The organism is Plantactinospora veratri, from assembly GCF_036421995.1.
Classification (GTDB): domain Bacteria; phylum Actinomycetota; class Actinomycetes; order Mycobacteriales; family Micromonosporaceae; genus Plantactinospora; species Plantactinospora veratri.
In genome coordinates this window covers 157,889-172,644 of sequence record NZ_JAZGQL010000003.1, presented here as the reverse complement: position 1 = coordinate 172,644, position 14,756 = coordinate 157,889, and the positions used below count along the sequence as shown (strand labels likewise).

Annotated in this window: 14 protein-coding genes; 7 read left to right on the top strand and 7 right to left on the bottom strand. The window is 73.1% G+C overall.

From position 1 onward, the window contains the following. The first annotated feature begins 67 nt into the window (after positions 1-67). Positions 68-2,002 carry a zinc metalloprotease gene (locus tag V1634_RS04105; protein ID WP_331206379.1) on the top strand — a complete coding sequence of 645 codons (1,935 nt, stop codon included), beginning with the start codon at positions 68-70 and terminating at the stop codon, positions 2,000-2,002. 70 nt (positions 2,003-2,072) lie between these two features. Here V1634_RS04105 and V1634_RS04100 read toward each other — a convergent pair whose 3' ends face one another. Continuing rightward, positions 2,073-2,750: a phosphotransferase gene (locus V1634_RS04100; RefSeq protein WP_331206378.1), complete on the bottom strand. Its 678-nt coding sequence runs from the start codon at positions 2,748-2,750 to the stop codon at positions 2,073-2,075. Positions 2,751-2,843: 93 nt separating this feature from the next. On the opposite strand from V1634_RS04100, the gene V1634_RS04095 reads away from it, so the two are divergent. From V1634_RS04095 to V1634_RS04085, 3 genes are all read left to right on the top strand, one after another. Next, a complete protein-coding gene (locus V1634_RS04095; RefSeq protein ID WP_331206377.1) occupies positions 2,844-3,665 on the top strand; it encodes a TIGR02452 family protein in 822 nt (273 codons plus the stop codon). Between the two features lie 13 nt (positions 3,666-3,678). Then, positions 3,679-3,894, top strand: a complete 216-nt coding sequence (locus V1634_RS04090) for a hypothetical protein (RefSeq protein ID WP_331206376.1) — start codon at positions 3,679-3,681, stop codon at positions 3,892-3,894. Positions 3,895-4,083: 189 nt separating this feature from the next. Continuing rightward, positions 4,084-4,692 carry a CatB-related O-acetyltransferase gene (locus V1634_RS04085; RefSeq protein ID WP_331206512.1) on the top strand — a complete coding sequence of 203 codons (609 nt, stop codon included), beginning with the start codon at positions 4,084-4,086 and terminating at the stop codon, positions 4,690-4,692. Positions 4,693-4,701: 9 nt separating this feature from the next. Here V1634_RS04085 and V1634_RS04080 read toward each other — a convergent pair whose 3' ends face one another. Beyond that, complete coding sequence (locus tag V1634_RS04080) at positions 4,702-5,070, bottom strand: DUF3499 domain-containing protein (protein ID WP_331206375.1); 369 nt, start codon at positions 5,068-5,070, stop codon at positions 4,702-4,704. Positions 5,071-5,252: 182 nt separating this feature from the next. Here V1634_RS04080 and V1634_RS04075 point away from each other — a divergent pair, with 182 nt between their 5' ends. Next, entirely contained in the window at positions 5,253-5,702 is a 450-nt protein-coding gene (locus tag V1634_RS04075; protein ID WP_130462161.1) for a metallopeptidase family protein, read from the top strand. 33 nt (positions 5,703-5,735) lie between these two features. On the opposite strand, the gene V1634_RS04070 is transcribed toward V1634_RS04075, so the two are convergent. From V1634_RS04070 to V1634_RS04060, 3 genes are all read right to left on the bottom strand, one after another. After that, positions 5,736-5,993: a WhiB family transcriptional regulator gene (locus V1634_RS04070; RefSeq protein ID WP_101367926.1), complete on the bottom strand. Its 258-nt coding sequence runs from the start codon at positions 5,991-5,993 to the stop codon at positions 5,736-5,738. A gap of 338 nt (positions 5,994-6,331) precedes the next feature. Beyond that, entirely contained in the window at positions 6,332-8,836 is a 2,505-nt protein-coding gene (locus V1634_RS04065; RefSeq protein WP_331206374.1) for a bifunctional FO biosynthesis protein CofGH, read from the bottom strand. A 161-nt stretch (positions 8,837-8,997) separates the two neighbouring features. Further along, positions 8,998-10,074, bottom strand: a complete 1,077-nt coding sequence (locus tag V1634_RS04060; RefSeq protein WP_331206373.1) for a cation:proton antiporter — start codon at positions 10,072-10,074, stop codon at positions 8,998-9,000. A 99-nt stretch (positions 10,075-10,173) separates the two neighbouring features. On the opposite strand from V1634_RS04060, the gene cofD reads away from it, so the two are divergent. Both cofD and V1634_RS04050 read left to right on the top strand, forming a co-directional pair. Continuing rightward, positions 10,174-11,136: a 2-phospho-L-lactate transferase gene (gene cofD, locus V1634_RS04055; RefSeq protein WP_331206372.1), complete on the top strand. Its 963-nt coding sequence runs from the start codon at positions 10,174-10,176 to the stop codon at positions 11,134-11,136. 29 nt (positions 11,137-11,165) lie between these two features. After that, positions 11,166-12,335 carry a coenzyme F420-0:L-glutamate ligase gene (locus V1634_RS04050; RefSeq protein WP_331206371.1) on the top strand — a complete coding sequence of 390 codons (1,170 nt, stop codon included), beginning with the start codon at positions 11,166-11,168 and terminating at the stop codon, positions 12,333-12,335. Between the two features lie 19 nt (positions 12,336-12,354). Here V1634_RS04050 and V1634_RS04045 read toward each other — a convergent pair whose 3' ends face one another. Both V1634_RS04045 and V1634_RS04040 read right to left on the bottom strand, forming a co-directional pair. After that, positions 12,355-13,374: an ArsR/SmtB family transcription factor gene (locus tag V1634_RS04045; RefSeq protein WP_331206370.1), complete on the bottom strand. Its 1,020-nt coding sequence runs from the start codon at positions 13,372-13,374 to the stop codon at positions 12,355-12,357. A 311-nt stretch (positions 13,375-13,685) separates the two neighbouring features. Further along, positions 13,686-14,744, bottom strand: a complete 1,059-nt coding sequence (locus tag V1634_RS04040) for a hypothetical protein (RefSeq protein WP_331206369.1) — start codon at positions 14,742-14,744, stop codon at positions 13,686-13,688. Between the last annotated feature and the right edge of the window lie 12 nt (positions 14,745-14,756).

The window sequence follows — 14,756 nt, the reverse complement described above, 5'->3', positions numbered from 1 at the left end:
GCTCACCATCCGCTGCCTGCGGGGCCGGCGCGGACCGTCGACCCCTCGGACGGCGGAAGGTCACCGAATGAGAACGAGACGCACCATCGCCGTGGCGGCCGCCACGGCGATGCTCACCGTGCTGTCGCTGTCGCTGGCACCGGCGAGCCAGGCCGCGACGGCGCGGTACCCCCACCTCGACCCGGGCGGCCAGCCACGGCTGACCGAACGGGTCCCGGTCAACGTGGTCTTCGTCGGTTACGAGCCGCACCAGGTGCCCCGCCCGGCGTACCAGGCGGAACTGCCGCGCGGCTACGAACCGGTGGTCCGGTCCCGGCTGATGTACGACGTCCGGGAGAAGCTGGGTCTGCACTACACGTACGACTACCGGATCAGCTACGCCGACCGGCGGTACGAGGACCGGTTCTTCGGCGAACTCGCCCGGCTGTCCCGACCGGCCCCGTTGACCACGCTCCAGGCGGAGTACAACGCGCAGCAGCGCAACGTCCTGGACATCACCGCCAACCACCACATCGACGCGCCGAGCGTCGAACGCTGGCTGGTCAGGAACCCGCCGGCCGGGGTGGACACCCGACGGAACACCGTCTTCCTGATCAACTGGTACGGGCGGCCCGACTTCCGGTTCCACGTCTACACCAAGACCAACGAGCCGGACCCGGACACCGGATACAACTTCGGCGTGGAACGGGACAGCCGGAAGATCATCGCCTGGGGCGGCACCACCGCGCGGGACGAGGAGGACGGGCTCGGCTCCACCCACCGGGTCTGGTTCCACGACCTGTCGGCCGGCCCGGAGTCCTGGACCTCCAACTGGAACGTCGACGAGAAGGATCTCGACGGCAACGGCGTCGAGGACTACCGGATGCCGCCGACCTGGGAGTACACCGCCGACGGCTACCGGGCGCCCGACAGGCTCGCCGGCGACCTCGGCCTGATCACCCGGTACGTCGCGCTGAACCTGCTCTTCACCAGCTCGCCGCTCTACCCGGCGGAGCTGCCCACGCCGCAGCCGCCGCGCTCGATCAACCTGGACAGCAACGTCTACGAGGGCTGGCCGGGTGTGGACGCCTCGAAGAGCTACGTCAAGCCGGATCTGCTCCTGGCCGAACTGCGCGAGCTGCGCTGGCGCAACAGGCTCGACTACGACAGCCAGGACCTCCCGTTCACCGGTGAGGCCGAGCGCTGCTACCGGCTGGCGGTCGAGGAGGACGTCTCCTGCTACCCGGAGACCGGCTTCCCGGGCTTTGCCAACTTCTACCTACAGAACCGCAAGGAGCTGGCCCGTACCCAGGACGACCAGGGCCGGGTCGACTACGAGCTGCCGATGTTCAGCTACGCGGTACCGGCGGGCACCGTCACCCCGGCCCTCGGCTTCGCCGACGACAACTACGTCGACGGCACCCAGACGTACGTCTTCGGGTTCATCTCGCCGGAGATCGTGGAGTCCGGGTACGGGCTCACCACGACACTCATCCACGAGGTGGGTCACCACCTCGGGATGAGCCACCCGCACGACGGGTACGACAGCGCGTCCGGTGTGGACTACGGCCCGGCCGACGAGTTCTACTTCGTGGGCGCGGGCGACCAGACCAACTCGATGATGAGCTACATCGATCTCAACTGGGACTTCAGCCAGTTCGACCATGACAACAGCGACCGGTTCCTGACCGCGGCGTACAACGAGGCGGCCAACCGGCTCGCCGCGGACGTCCTCGACTCGCCCCGTGCGCACCGGGCCCGGAACGAGTTGGCGGCGGCGGACCGGCTGCTCGGCCGGGCCAAGGCGGCCCTGGCCGGCCACGAGTACGCCGCCGCGCACGCCTACGCCGACCAGGCGTACGGCGAGGTGGTCGACGGCGCCCGCCAGGCGGGGGTGCCGACCGACCGGGTCGCGGCGCAGATGACGGCGGAGGCGAAGGCCGCCCGGACCAGCGTCGAGGCGGACCACCCGCACGAGTTCATCGACAGTCTCGATCCGGAGGGGCCGCGCGCCCAGCCCTGACCGGCCGGAGGGGGTACGGCGGGCACACCAGCCCGCCGTACCCCGACGGGTCCGGTCGCGGGTGTGTGGGTCAGCCGGCCCGGTGCAGTCGGTCGTAGTCGTCCCGCACCAGGGTCGCCGCCGCGCCGAGTCGACCCTTTTCCGCCGCGTCCAGGGTGGGGTTGGCCCGCCGCATCGCCACCGCCGACTCCAGCAGCCGCACCGGATCGCCGGGTGCCAGCCCGACGAACGCGGTCAACACCCCGCGAGCCTGCCTGCCCAGTCCGAACGTGTCGCCGACCGCCACCTCGGCCAGGATCAGCGCCGTCATCCCGACGTCCAGGTCGGGCTGGCCGTTCCGGGCGTTGCGCCAGTCGATGACGACCGGTCCCCGGCGACCGAGCATGACGTTCTCCGGGTGCAGGTCGAGGTGCACGAGGCAGCTGCCGGGCTTGCTGCCCGGTCGGGCCGGCACCGCGCGCAGTCGCCGATGCAGGTCGGCCAGGATCTCCGCCCCGGCCCGCAGGTCGAGGTCACCGTCGACCATGGCCCGGGCCAGGGTCGGGCCGTCGATCCGCTCCATCACCAGGTCGCCGCCGAGGGCGCGGTCGACCAGGGGTACCGGAAATCCGCGCTCCGCCACGTAGCGCATGATCTCGGCCTCACCGGTCACGTCGGATCCGTCCCGGTAGCGGCGCAGCACCCGCCTCTCGTCCAGGGCGAAGACGTCCGCGTCCCGGCCTGCGCCGAGCAGCACGTGCGCATCCATGCGCCGACGATATCCGGCAGCCGCCGGGACGGACCTGCGGCCCGGACGCGAAACCCGGTCGTGACCGCGTCGACGACCGAGCAGGATGGCAGGGTGAGCAGGCGGCTGAGGGCGATCGCCCAGGAGACGGTGGCGGCGCTGGACCGGGGTTCCTACCTGACCGGGCAGGGCGGGCAGGTGGTTATCGGCGACGAGGTGGCCCGGGCGGTGGCCGGCACCCGGTTGTTCCTGCCCGACGAACCGCTGCGCGCGCCGGAGCCGCTACCCGACCCGCCCGTGATCGAGGTGACCGGCGAGTCCAGCCTGGCGGCGTGCCGACGGCTCGACGGCGACCGGGCCTGCCTGGTCTTCGCCTCGGCCCGCAATCCCGGCGGCGGCTTCCTCAACGGCGCCCAGGCCCAGGAGGAGAGCATCGCCCGCGCCTCGGCGCTCTACCCGTGTCTCCGGGCCGCCTGGGACTTCTACCTCGCGCACCGGGCCGACCCCGACCTCGGCTACAGCGACCGGGTCGTCTACTCGCCGGACGTACCCGTGTTCCGGGACGACGCGGGCGTCGCGCTGGCGGCGCCGTACCCGGTCTCCTTCCTGACCTCGGCGGCGCCCAACCTCTCCGCGATGCGGCGCAACCAGCCCGACCGGGTCGCGGACGTCCCGGCCCTGCTGCGCCGTCGGGCCGCCCGGGTACTGGCGGTCGCCGCCGTTCACGGGCACCGGCAGCTCGTCCTCGGCGCGTGGGGCTGCGGCGTCTTCGGCAACGACCCGGCGACCGTGGCGGCGGCCTTCGCCGAGGCACTCCGGGACAGCCCGTGGTTCGAGCGGGTGGTCTTCGCCGTACTCGACCGGGAGCGTGGCCAGCCGACCCTCGCGGCGTTCCGGGAGGTCTTCGGCAGGACCGGTGTCGGCGGGTCCACCTAGGACCTACCGCCTGATGCTCGGCCAGGCGGCCGCGTGGCTCCGGCTGGGCGAGATGACCCGGCTGCTCGACTACGCCGACGCCGGCGTCGACGCCGACCAGGGCGCCTGCCTCGCCTTCCTGGCGGCACCGGACATGGCCGGCGGCGGGCCGGGCCATCGACGGCCCCGATCGTCGGGCCTCGCCGACGGGGATATGCCGAATGAGCGTGATGCCACTGATTCATCATGATGACGTGGTGGTATCACCGCCGGGAGGGAGATGCCTGCCCGGCGGGCAGCCGGCGACGGCCGGCTGCCCACAGCCGCCGCGTTCGACCCGCGTGGCCGTCGTCCAATCCGCCGCCGCCCGACCCGCCGTCACCGCAGGAGCTGATCCGTCTTGCCCGGGATTCCCGCCGACCCGACCGTGCTGCACCCGATGCCCGGGCAGCCCCGGGTGGTGTTGCTGAAACCGCTGGTCACCTCCCCGTTGATCGAGGTGGGGGACTTCTCGTACTACGACGACCCGGACGATCCGACCGCCTTCGAGACCCGCAACGTGCTCTACCACTACGGGCCGGAGCGGCTGGTCATCGGGAAGTTCTGTGCGCTGGGCGAGGGCGTCCGGTTCCTGATGAACGGCGCCAACCACCGGATGGACGGGCCGTCGACCTTCCCGTTCCCGATCATGGGCGGTTCCTGGACGGAGCACTTCGACCTGATCAGCGGGTTGCCGGGCCGGGGCGACACCGTGGTCGGCCACGACGTCTGGTTGGGCTACCGGGCGACGGTGATGCCCGGGGTCCGAATCGGCAACGGGGCGGTCGTCGCCGCCGGCTCCGTGGTCGTCGACGACGTACCCGACTACGGCATCGTCGGCGGCAACCCGGCACGACTGATCCGGCGCCGGTTCGACGACGAGGACGTGAGCCGGCTGCTGGCGCTGGCCTGGTGGGACTGGCCGCTGGAACACATCACCGCGCACGTCCGCACGATCATGTCCGGCAGCGTCGGCGAACTGGCGGCGGTGGCACCCCGGGTCCGGTAGGGCGACCGATCAGTGGCTGGGCGGGATGACCCGGAGGTGGCCGCGCCGGCCGGTCTGCTGGCCGGGATGCTGACCGCCCTCGATCTCCTCCGGGCGCGGCGGCGCGGGTCGGGCCGCCTCCCGGACCGCCTCGGCGAGCGCCACCAGGTCGTCGGTGGTCGGCGGAGGCGGCTCGAACTCGCCCTCGTGCCGGACCACGTCCCAGCCCCGGGGGGCGGTCAGGCTCCGGGCGTGCGGCTCGCAGAGGTCGTAGGTGTGCGGCTCGGCGAAGGCCGCCAGCGGGCCCACCACGGCTGTGGACTCGTTGTAGACATAGGTCAGCGTGGCTACGGCCTGTCGGGGGCAGCCGTTGCGGGAGCAACGCCGTGGTGACCTCACGGCGGCACGGTATCTCCATTACCGGCTCCGCCACCACGCTTGGGCATGCGACACGCCGGTAGCGGTGATCACATCTCGGGCGTCCCGCTCCGACACGGCCGAATCCCCGAGCCGATCTTGAACGGACCAGGTCTACCCTGTCGTCGTGGGCGGCTGTCCACGACGAGTGAAGCGGGGTGCAGATGACCAGTCCGGAGAACCGCCGGCCAGGTTCCGGGCGCCGGTCGCGCCGGGACCGGCACGGGCGCGGGCTGCGTGGCCGACTCGTTCCGGCCACCGTCCCGCTGGCCCGGACCAAATCGGAGATCTTCGACGACCTGGTCCTGGACACCGTGGAGACCCTGGAGCGGCGGTTCGCCAAGGAACTGGCCGGGGTCGAGTTCGCGGTCGAGGACGTACCGCCGGACCTCAACGTCTACGACTCGGACGTACTCGAGGACGGCGAGGTCCCGCTGGCCCGACTGCTGCCCGGGCGCCCGGGGCGCCAAGAGGTGCCGCCCCGGATCGTGCTCTACCGTCGCCCCCTGGAGTTCCGCGCGATCGACCGCGAGGACCTCGCCGACCTGGTGCACGATGTGATCATCGAGCAGGTCGCGAACCTGCTCGGCGTCGATCCCGACGAACTGGCCTGACCCGGGCGGCCCCCACCACCCGGGCGCGGCCGCTCAGGCGACGCGACGCTTCAACTTGCGCCGTTCGCGTTCGGACAACCCGCCCCAGATTCCGAACCGTTCGTCGTGTCCGAGTGCGTATTCCAGACACTCGGCCTTGACCTCACACCGGGAGCAGATCCGCTTCGCCTCGCGGGTCGAGCCGCCCTTCTCGGGAAAGAACGCTTCCGGATCGGTCTGCGAGCAGAGCGCCCGCTCTTGCCACTCCGGAGCATTTCCGAGCAGGTCGGCCACCTCGAGTCGGCCGTCCATCCAGTTGCCTCCTTATCGCGCACCGGCGCGGCAGCCGGCGCAACCCCCCACGCGGAAGGCGTGTTTGTCCGTCCGGTAGCGATTTGATGCGCTCCGTACGAACGACCCCACTGAAATTACACGTGTGTTATACGTGCGTCGTCAAGCCGAACCTGCTAGGTGGAGTCACCCCTACCGCGTGCCCTGACGACTCGGGGAGTCATCGGGTCTCGCAACACCTGCCCTATCGATTCAGACCCGGTGCGGGTAACGCCCGCCCGGCGAGTTGCGTCGGATATCCGGCGTGGCGCGGCCGGCGCGCCCTGCCGAAGGCACCCGATGGACGGCCGGCGAGGGGGTCAGCCGGCGTACCCGTAGACGGTCGTCCGGGGGCGGGCCCGCCGGCCGGCGGCGGCCGCGATCCGCATCAGCTGGGCCACCGTACGCGCCGAGCCGTGGTCCGAGCCGGCCATCCGGGAGATCGTCTCCTCCATCAGGGTGCCGCCGAGATCGTTGCAGCCGCTCCGGAGCAGTTCGGCGGTACCGGTGTCGCCGAGCTTGACCCAGGAGCACTGGATGTTGTCGATCCGGCCGTGCAGCAGCAGCCGGGCCATGGCGTGCACCACCCGATTCTCCCGCCAGGTGGGACCGGGTCGGGCGATGCCGGCGAGGTAGATCGGCGCGTTGGTGTGCACGAAGGGCAGCGCCACGAACTCGGTGAAGCCGCCGGTCCGGTCCTGCAACCCGGCCAGTACCCGGAAATGGCCCAGCCACTGCCGGGGGTGGTCGACGTGGCCGTACATCATGGTGGAGCTGGACCGGATGCCCAGCTCGTGTGCGGTGCCGACCACCTCGACCCAGGTGGCGGCCGGCAGTTTGCCCTTGGTGAGCACCCAGCGCACCTCGTCGTCGAGGATCTCGGCGGCGGTGCCCGGGATGGTGTCCAGCCCCGCGTCGCGCAGCTCGGTCAGCCACTCCCGGACCGGCACGCCGGCCTTGGCCGCCCCGGTGACGATCTCCATCGGCGAGTACGCGTGCACGTGCATGCCCGGCACCCGGGCCTTGATCGCCCGCACCAGGTCGGCGTACGCGGTGACCGGCAACTTCGGGTCGATGCCGCCCTGCATGCAGACCTCGGTGGCGCCCGCCGTCCACGCCTGCTCGGCCCGGTCGGCGACCTGATCGACCGAGAGCCGGTAGGCGTCGGCGTCCCGCTCCCGCTGCGCGAAGGCGCAGAACCGGCAGCCCACGTAGCAGACGTTCGAGAAGTTGATGTTGCGGTTGACCACGTACGTCACGTCGTCACCGACGGCGTCCCGGCGTACGTCGTCGGCGATCCGGCACAGCTCGTCCAGGGCCGCCCCGTCGGCGGCGAAGAGGGCCAGCGCCGCCGCCTCGTGCCGGGGCTCCAGCAGCGCGGCCGGGTCGTCGGCGGCCAGCCGCAGCCCGGCCCGCACCTCCGTGTCGGAGGACGGGACGGCGGTCGGGACCTTCGCGCCCACCTCCGCCCAGTCGCCGTAGACGGAGTCGAAGTCACCGCGCCGGTCGGCGCTCCGACCGGTGGTGTCGATGGTGGCGTGCAGGTCGGTACGCCCACCCGGCACGAAGGCGTCGTCCGGCTCCTGCCAGGACCGGCCGACCGGCCGGGCCGACTCGACCGCCAGCCCGGTCACCGGGTCGGCGAGCGCGGCGACGTGCGCGGCGAGCCGGGGATCCAGCCACGGGTCGGCCCGCCGGACGTACTCGGGGTAGACCGTCAACCGCTCCCGCAGGGTGAACCCGGCGGCGGCGGTACGCGCGGCCAGCTCGTCCAGGTGCGGCCAGGGGCGCTCCGGGTTGACGTGGTCCGGGGTCACCGGCGACACGCCGCCCCAGTCGTCGATGCCGGCCCGCAGCAGCAGGTCGTACTCCCCCTCGATCAGGTTCGGCGGCGCCTGGATCCGGGCGCCCGGCCCGAGCAGGATCCGGGTCACCGCCACGGTGGCGGCCAACTCGTGCAGCTCGGCGTCGGGCATCCCGCGCATCGCGGTGTCCGGCTTGGCCCGGAAGTTCTGCACGATGACTTCCTGGATGTGGCCGTACTCCCGGGCACTGCGCCGGATGGCGAAAATCGAGTCGACCCGCTCGGCGGGCGTCTCGCCGATCCCGATCAGGATGCCGGTGGTGAAGGGTACGGCGACCCGTCCGGCGTCGGCCAGCACCCGCAGCCGGACGGCCGGTTCCTTGTCCGGCGAGCCGTAGTGCGGCCCGCCCGGCTCCGACCAGAGCCGGGTCGCGGTGGTCTCCAGCATCATCCCCATGCTCGGCGCCACCGGCTTGAGCCGTTGCAGCTCGGCCCAGGAGAGCACGCCCGGGTTGAGGTGCGGCAGCAGGCCGGTCTCCTCCAGTACCGCGATCGCGCAGGCCCGGAGGTAGTCCAGAGTCGAGTCGAAGCCCCGCTCGGTCAACCACTGCCGGGCCTGCGGCCAGCGCTGCTCGGGCCGGTCGCCGAGGGTGAACAGCGCCTCCTTACAGCCCTGCGCGGCACCGGCCGCCGCGATCGCCAGCACCTCGTCCCGCTCCAGGAAGGCGGCGGGCAGCCGGTGCGGGACGGTGGCGAAGGTGCAGTAGTGGCAGCGGTCCTGGCAGAGCCGGGTCAGCGGGACGAAGACCTTCTTGGAGAAGGTGACCACGCCCGGCCGGCCGGCGTCGACCAGTCCGGCGTCCCGGATCCGGCCGGCGGTCGCCAGCAGTTCGTCGAGGAACTCGCCGCGCGCGGCGAGCAGCGCGGTCGCCTCGTCCGGGTCCAGCGCCCGGCCGTCGGCCGCCCGACGCAGCGCCCGGCGCAGGCTCGCGACAGTCGGTTGATCAGTCCCATCAGCCACTCGTGCAGCCTAGGCGCAACCTCGGCGGGTCTGCGGTCGCCGACCCCACAGCCGGCGGCGGAACCGGCGTGGGTCCGGTCACAGGCCCGGGCGACCCGGGGCTGTCACAACCCCCGGCCGACCCGGTGCGCGGGCCGCCGGGTCGGGCGTCGCGGTCGGGCTCAGCGGGGCTGGGTCGGGTCGTCGTCCCGGTCCGCCGCCGGCGGCTGGGCACCGGCCGACGGTTGCTGGCTGGCCGGGTTGATCCGCTGGGTAAGGTCGGCGACCGGCGGCCGCTGTGGGATCACCTGGGTCCGTCCGGTCTCCTCCTCGTCCGGCTCCGACGGCGTCGTGCCGGACGGAGCCGGGCCGGCCGGCGGCGCGGACGGCTCGGGGCGCTGTGCCGGGGGCGCGGAGGCCGGCGGCGCGGAGGCGGGTGCCGGCGGAGCCGACGACGGCGCGGGCGGAGCCGACGACGGCGCGGGCGGAGCCGACGACGGCGCGGGCGGAGCCGACGCGGGCGGGGCGGAGGCGGGCGGGGCGTACCCGGGCTGACCGTAGCCGGCGGGCGGGGCGTAGTCGGTCGGCTGGCCGTAGACCGTCGGCTGGCCGTAGAGGTGCGGCTCGGGCTGCCCGGCCGGCGGGTAGCCCTGGTACGGCACTCCCGGCTGGCCGTACCCGGTCGGCTGTCCGTAGCCGCCGGGCTGCCCGTAGCCGCCGGGCTGGCCGTACGGCTGGGGCTGGCCGTAGAGGCCGGGCTGCGGCTTCGGCTTCGGCACGTGGAAGAGCGCCCGCCACACCCGGAAGACCAGGAAGGCCACCGCCAGCAGGATCACGTACGCCCCGACGAAGACCAGCGTGCGGGTGAAGGCCTGCCGGAACTGTGTCTCGGCCAGCAGCCCGAAGATCCCGGCCAGCAGGGTGATCCCGCCGAACAGCACCGAGACGGCGTACTCGACGAGCGCCACCAGGGTGATCACCCGGGCCTGCCCGACCACCGGCTGTACGTGGGTGGCGAGCAGCACCGCGAGCACTGGCAGCGCGACCTGCTCCAGGCCGACGAACGCGTAGAAGTAGCTCAGCGAGCGGTCGCCGAAGTCGGAGTTCTGCCAGCCGCCGAAGAACAGCTCGATCAGCCCGCTGAACAGGAAGAAGGCGTTCGCCCCGAGGAGCACCAGCGCGATCAGTTCGCGCAGCGGTTTGGTTACTGAACTGGCCTGCGGCGCGTCGGCCGGCGCGGGCCCGGGCTGGCTGGTCAACTCTCCCCCTGAAGGCGGTGACGGACTCCTGCGTCGCCTGAGCCTAGTCGGCCGGCCCGCCCGCCGCCTGTCCCGAGCCGATGGGCGAGGATGGAAGCCATGCGCATCGTGGTGTTGACCGGCGGCATCGGCGGGGCCCGCTTCCTGACCGGCGTCCGCGCGTACGCCCGTGAGGTGGGCGCCGAGGTGACCGCGGTGGTCAACGTCGGCGACGACGTCGTCCTGCACGGCCTGCGGATCTGCCCCGACCTGGACAGCGTGATGTACACCCTCGGCGGTGGGGCGGACCGGGAACGGGGCTGGGGCCGGGCCGGCGAGACCTGGACCGTCAAGGAGGAACTCGCCGCGTACGGCGCGGAGCCGACCTGGTTCGGCCTCGGCGACCGGGACGTGGCGACACACCTGGTCCGGACCACCATGCTGAACGCCGGCTATCCCCTCTCGGCGGTCACCGAGGCGCTCTGCGCCCGCTGGCAGCCCGGAGTACGCCTGCTGCCCGCCACCGACGACCGCCTGGAGACGCACGTCGTGGTGGACGACCCCGACGGGGCGAACCCGGGCACGCAGCGGGCGATCCACTTCCAGGAGTGGTGGGTACGCCACCGTGGCCAACTGCCCACCTCCCGTTTCGTCTTCGTGGGCGCCGAGGCGGCCAAGCCGGCGGCCGGGGTGCTCGACGCGCTGGCCGGAGCCGACGTGGTGCTGCTCGCCCCGAGCAACCCGGTGGTGAGCGTCGCGCCGGTGCTCGCCGTACCGGAACTGCGGGACGCGCTGGTCGCCGGCCCGGCGCCGGTGGTCGGGGTGTCACCGATCATCGGCGGCGCCCCGGTACGCGGGATGGCGGACCGCTGCCTGGCGGTGCTCGGCGTGCCCTGCACCGCGGCCGGGGTGGGTGGCCTCTACGGTGCCCGGTCGGCCGGTGGCATCCTGGACGCCTGGCTGGTGGACAGCACCGATGCCGGAACCGAGGTCGAGGGGGTTACCGTGCGGGCGACCCCGCTGTGGATGACCGACGAGGCGGCGACCGCGACCATGGTCCGGACCGCCGTGGAACTGGCCTGAGCGGTGGTCGCGGAAGTCGTGGAGCTGGGATGAGACTTGAGGTGCTGCCGGTGCTCGGCATCGGCGACGTCACCGAGGGCGACGACCTGTCGGCGCTGATCTCGACCGCCGCGCCCTGGCTGCGCAACGGCGACGTGCTGGTGGTGACCAGCAAGATCGTCTCCAAGGCGGAGGGTCGGCTGGTCGACGTACCGGTCGACGGGCCGGAACGGGAGGCGGCCCGGGCCGAGGTGCTGGCCGGCGAGACCGCCCGCCCGGTGGCCCGGCGCGGTGCGACCCGGATCGTGCAGACCCACCACGGCTTCGTGATGGCCTCCGCCGGGATCGACGCCTCCAACGTGGACCGCTCCCGGCTGGTCCTGCTGCCCAAGGACCCGGACGCCTCCGCCCGGGCGCTGCGGGCCGCGATCCGCGAGCGGCACGGCGCCGACGTGGCGGTGATCATCTCCGACACCATGGGCCGGCCGTGGCGCAACGGCCTGACCGACGTGGCGCTCGGGGTGGCCGGGATGCCGGCGGTCCGCGACCACCGGGGCGAGGTCGACCCGTACGGCAACAAGCTCAACATCACCCAGATGGCCGTGGTCGACGAGTTGGCCGGCGCGGGCGAACTGGTCAAGGGCAAGTGTGATCAGGTGCCGGTGGCGGTGATCCGGGGCTATCTCGGTGCCGCCGACCAGGACGACGGGCCCGGCGCGGCGGCGCTGGTCCGGGACGCCGAGCACGACCTGTTCGCCCTCGGTACCGCCGAGGCGCGGGCGGACGGGCTCCGCGCCGCCGCCACCCTCGCCGAGTCGACGGCCGGCGGGCCGACCGCACCCGTGGTGCCGGCGGTGCCGGACGGCACCGACGCCGGGCCGGACCGCGCGGCGCTGGACCGGGCGCTGCGCACGGTGGCCGAGGTCGTGGCGCCCGGCACGGTCTGGACGCTGGTCACCGACGATCGACGGGTACGCGACCGGCTCGGCGGGACGGCTCCGCCCCGGGCACCCGGGACCGTCGCGCTGCTCGACTGCGCGCCACCCGGACCGGCCGGCACCGACCCGGCTGTGCTGATCCGGTTCGGCGCCGACCTGCACCGGTTGCGGGCCGCACTGGCCGCCGAGGGTCTCGGCTCCGCCGTCCTGCCCGCCTCCGCCGGCCAGGTCGGGGCGACCCTGCTGGTCGACGCCGCGCCGGACACCGCGATCGGGCGCTGACCGCCCCGGCCCGGAGTCCTCAACCGGTCAGGATGGCCCGGCCCAGCGGGGTCAGGCTGTGCAGCACGGTGTTGCGGTCGCGGTGGCTGACCAGCAGCCCGGCGTTGCGCAGCACGGTGGTGTGCTGGCTCGCGGCCGCCGCCGAGATGTTCAGCCGGCGGGCCACCTCGCCGGTCGAGCAGCCGTCGCCGACCACCTCCAGTACCCGGGCCCGGGTCTTCCCGATCAGCGCGGCCAGGGCCGCCCGGCCCGCCTCCCCGCCGGTCGCCGGCACCGGACCGGCGCCCTCGCCCGGTGCCGGCATCAGCCCGCCCAACCGGTCGACCGGATAGACCAGCACCGGCGGCAGCTCCGGGTCGAGCAGGGTCACCGGAATGCGGGCGCAGAAGAACGACGGCACCAGCAGCAGGCCGCGCCCGTCGAGGTGCAGTTCCCGGTCGGCGGGATAGTCCGGCACCTCCAGTACCCCCGCGTTCCAGCGCATCGCCGGGCGGAGGCTGGCCAGCAGTCCCTCGGTGCCGCCGTCGAGCAGGGCTCGGGCCCGCCGCGCCCGGTCCGCCTCCACGGCCGCCTGGATCCGGTCCCAGTACGGCTCGATCGCGGTCGCCTGGTAGAGCCGCATCGAGTCGGTGAGGTGCTCCAGCACCTCGACGTCGCCCCGGGCGAGCGCGCTGGCCGATCCGGGCAGCGACAGCGGGCTCTCCCCGGCCAGTACGGTCAGGTCCCGCTCCAGCGCGTTGACCGGAGTGGAGCGTACGGCGTCCAGCCCCGCCGCCAGGCCGTACATGCTGTGGTACGGGGTGAGGAAGTCGGGAAAGTAGCCGCGGGGCGGGTTGAGGGCGAGCAGCAGCCGCAACTGTCCCGGCGCGGTGTCCCGGCGGAGCCCGCCGGAGACGCCCCGCTGCCAGCCCGCCATCATCGGATCCCGGCCGCGCCCCTGCAACAGGTGCAGGCTGAGGACCAGCTCCCAGACCTGGTCCGCGGCAGGGGCGACCCGGGTCCGGGCGATGTCCTCGCTGGAGAAGAAGATCCGCAGCATGGCACGCACTCCCCGAATCGCCGGATGGGGTTTGCCCGGCAACCAGTTCGCACTCTACCGGGCGCCATCTATCAGCGTCTTTCAGCGTGAACTGAAAGACCTCGACGGCCGGCGGAGCCAACGTGCATGCTCACTAGGCCGATATCGGGGTCACTGGCGTCCTGGACGCCGGGTGACCCTGCGGCATGCCGGGGGGCAGGGGAGGAACGCGGCACCCGGACGGTTGCCACGAGGGTTCGCGGACGGTTGTCCGCGGAGGACATCGTCCGGGTTGTCGCTTTCCAGGCCGCCCCCGCACCGCCTGCCGGGACTCAGTCCTGCCGACCCTGCGCGATCATCAGCGCGACCCGGTGGTCCTCGTCGGTCACGTAGTAGCGGGCGCCGTCCACTTCGGCCAGTCCCTCGACGTTGTGCAGCGGGGCGAGGTCGGCGACCAGTTCACCGGCGACGGCGGGCCCCGCCGGCTCGGCCGGCCAACGGAACCGGACGTGCCGGCTGGTCACGTCGCCGCCGGTCGGATGGTCGTCGAGCAGCGCGGAGCGCTTGTCGAGCGCGTCGATCGAGCCGATCACCGCGTCGTAACCGCCGTCGTCCCGGGCCGACAGCGCGCGGAAGCCGGTCAGCTCGCCGGGCCGGGTCACCCCGGTCAACGCGTACCCGCCGACGACCCGGGGCCAGCTCCGCCGGTCGAACATCCCGGCCACGTCCGCCAGCTCCACGAAGACCGGCTCGCCCCGCCCGGTCACCGGAAACCGCAGGCCGAGCAGGACGGTGCCGGCCGGGGTGAAGGCCGCCGCCTCCACGTTGACCGGCAGGTCGTCGTCGGTGAGCCGGTCGACCCAGCTCTTCGCCCGGGCGGTGCCGCGGGCCCGGGTAGCGGCGATGAAGAGGTGCCGGACCCGCTCGCCGGCCGGCAGTACCCCGATCCCGGCGGCCAGCAGGGCGTCGTTCACCGCCCGGTGCAGCCGGAACTGGTTGCGTACCACGTGCAGCCGGGGCAGTGGGGCGGCGGCCTCGGCCTCCCGGAACCGGGCCACGAAGGCGCGGCGGGGGCGCAACGGCCCACGCTTGGAGCCGAAGTGCGAGCCGAAGACGTAGACCCAGCCGTCGTGGCGGGCCAGCGCCTCGCCGTCCTCGGTCCGGCCGTTCTCGGCACCGGCGTCCATCGGCACGTGCACGGTCAACCAGCCGCCGTCGTACCGCTCGACCAGCAGGGCCAGGCAGTGTTCGACCGGTCCCTCGTCGAGTACGGTCCAGAACCCCCGCCGCGCGCCGTACGCGGCGAGCAGTTCGGGGGCGCGTACCGGCAGCAGGTCACTCGCCTCGTTGCCGGCGACCGCCAGTTCGACCGTACGCGGAAGGCACGTCATACCGATCATGCT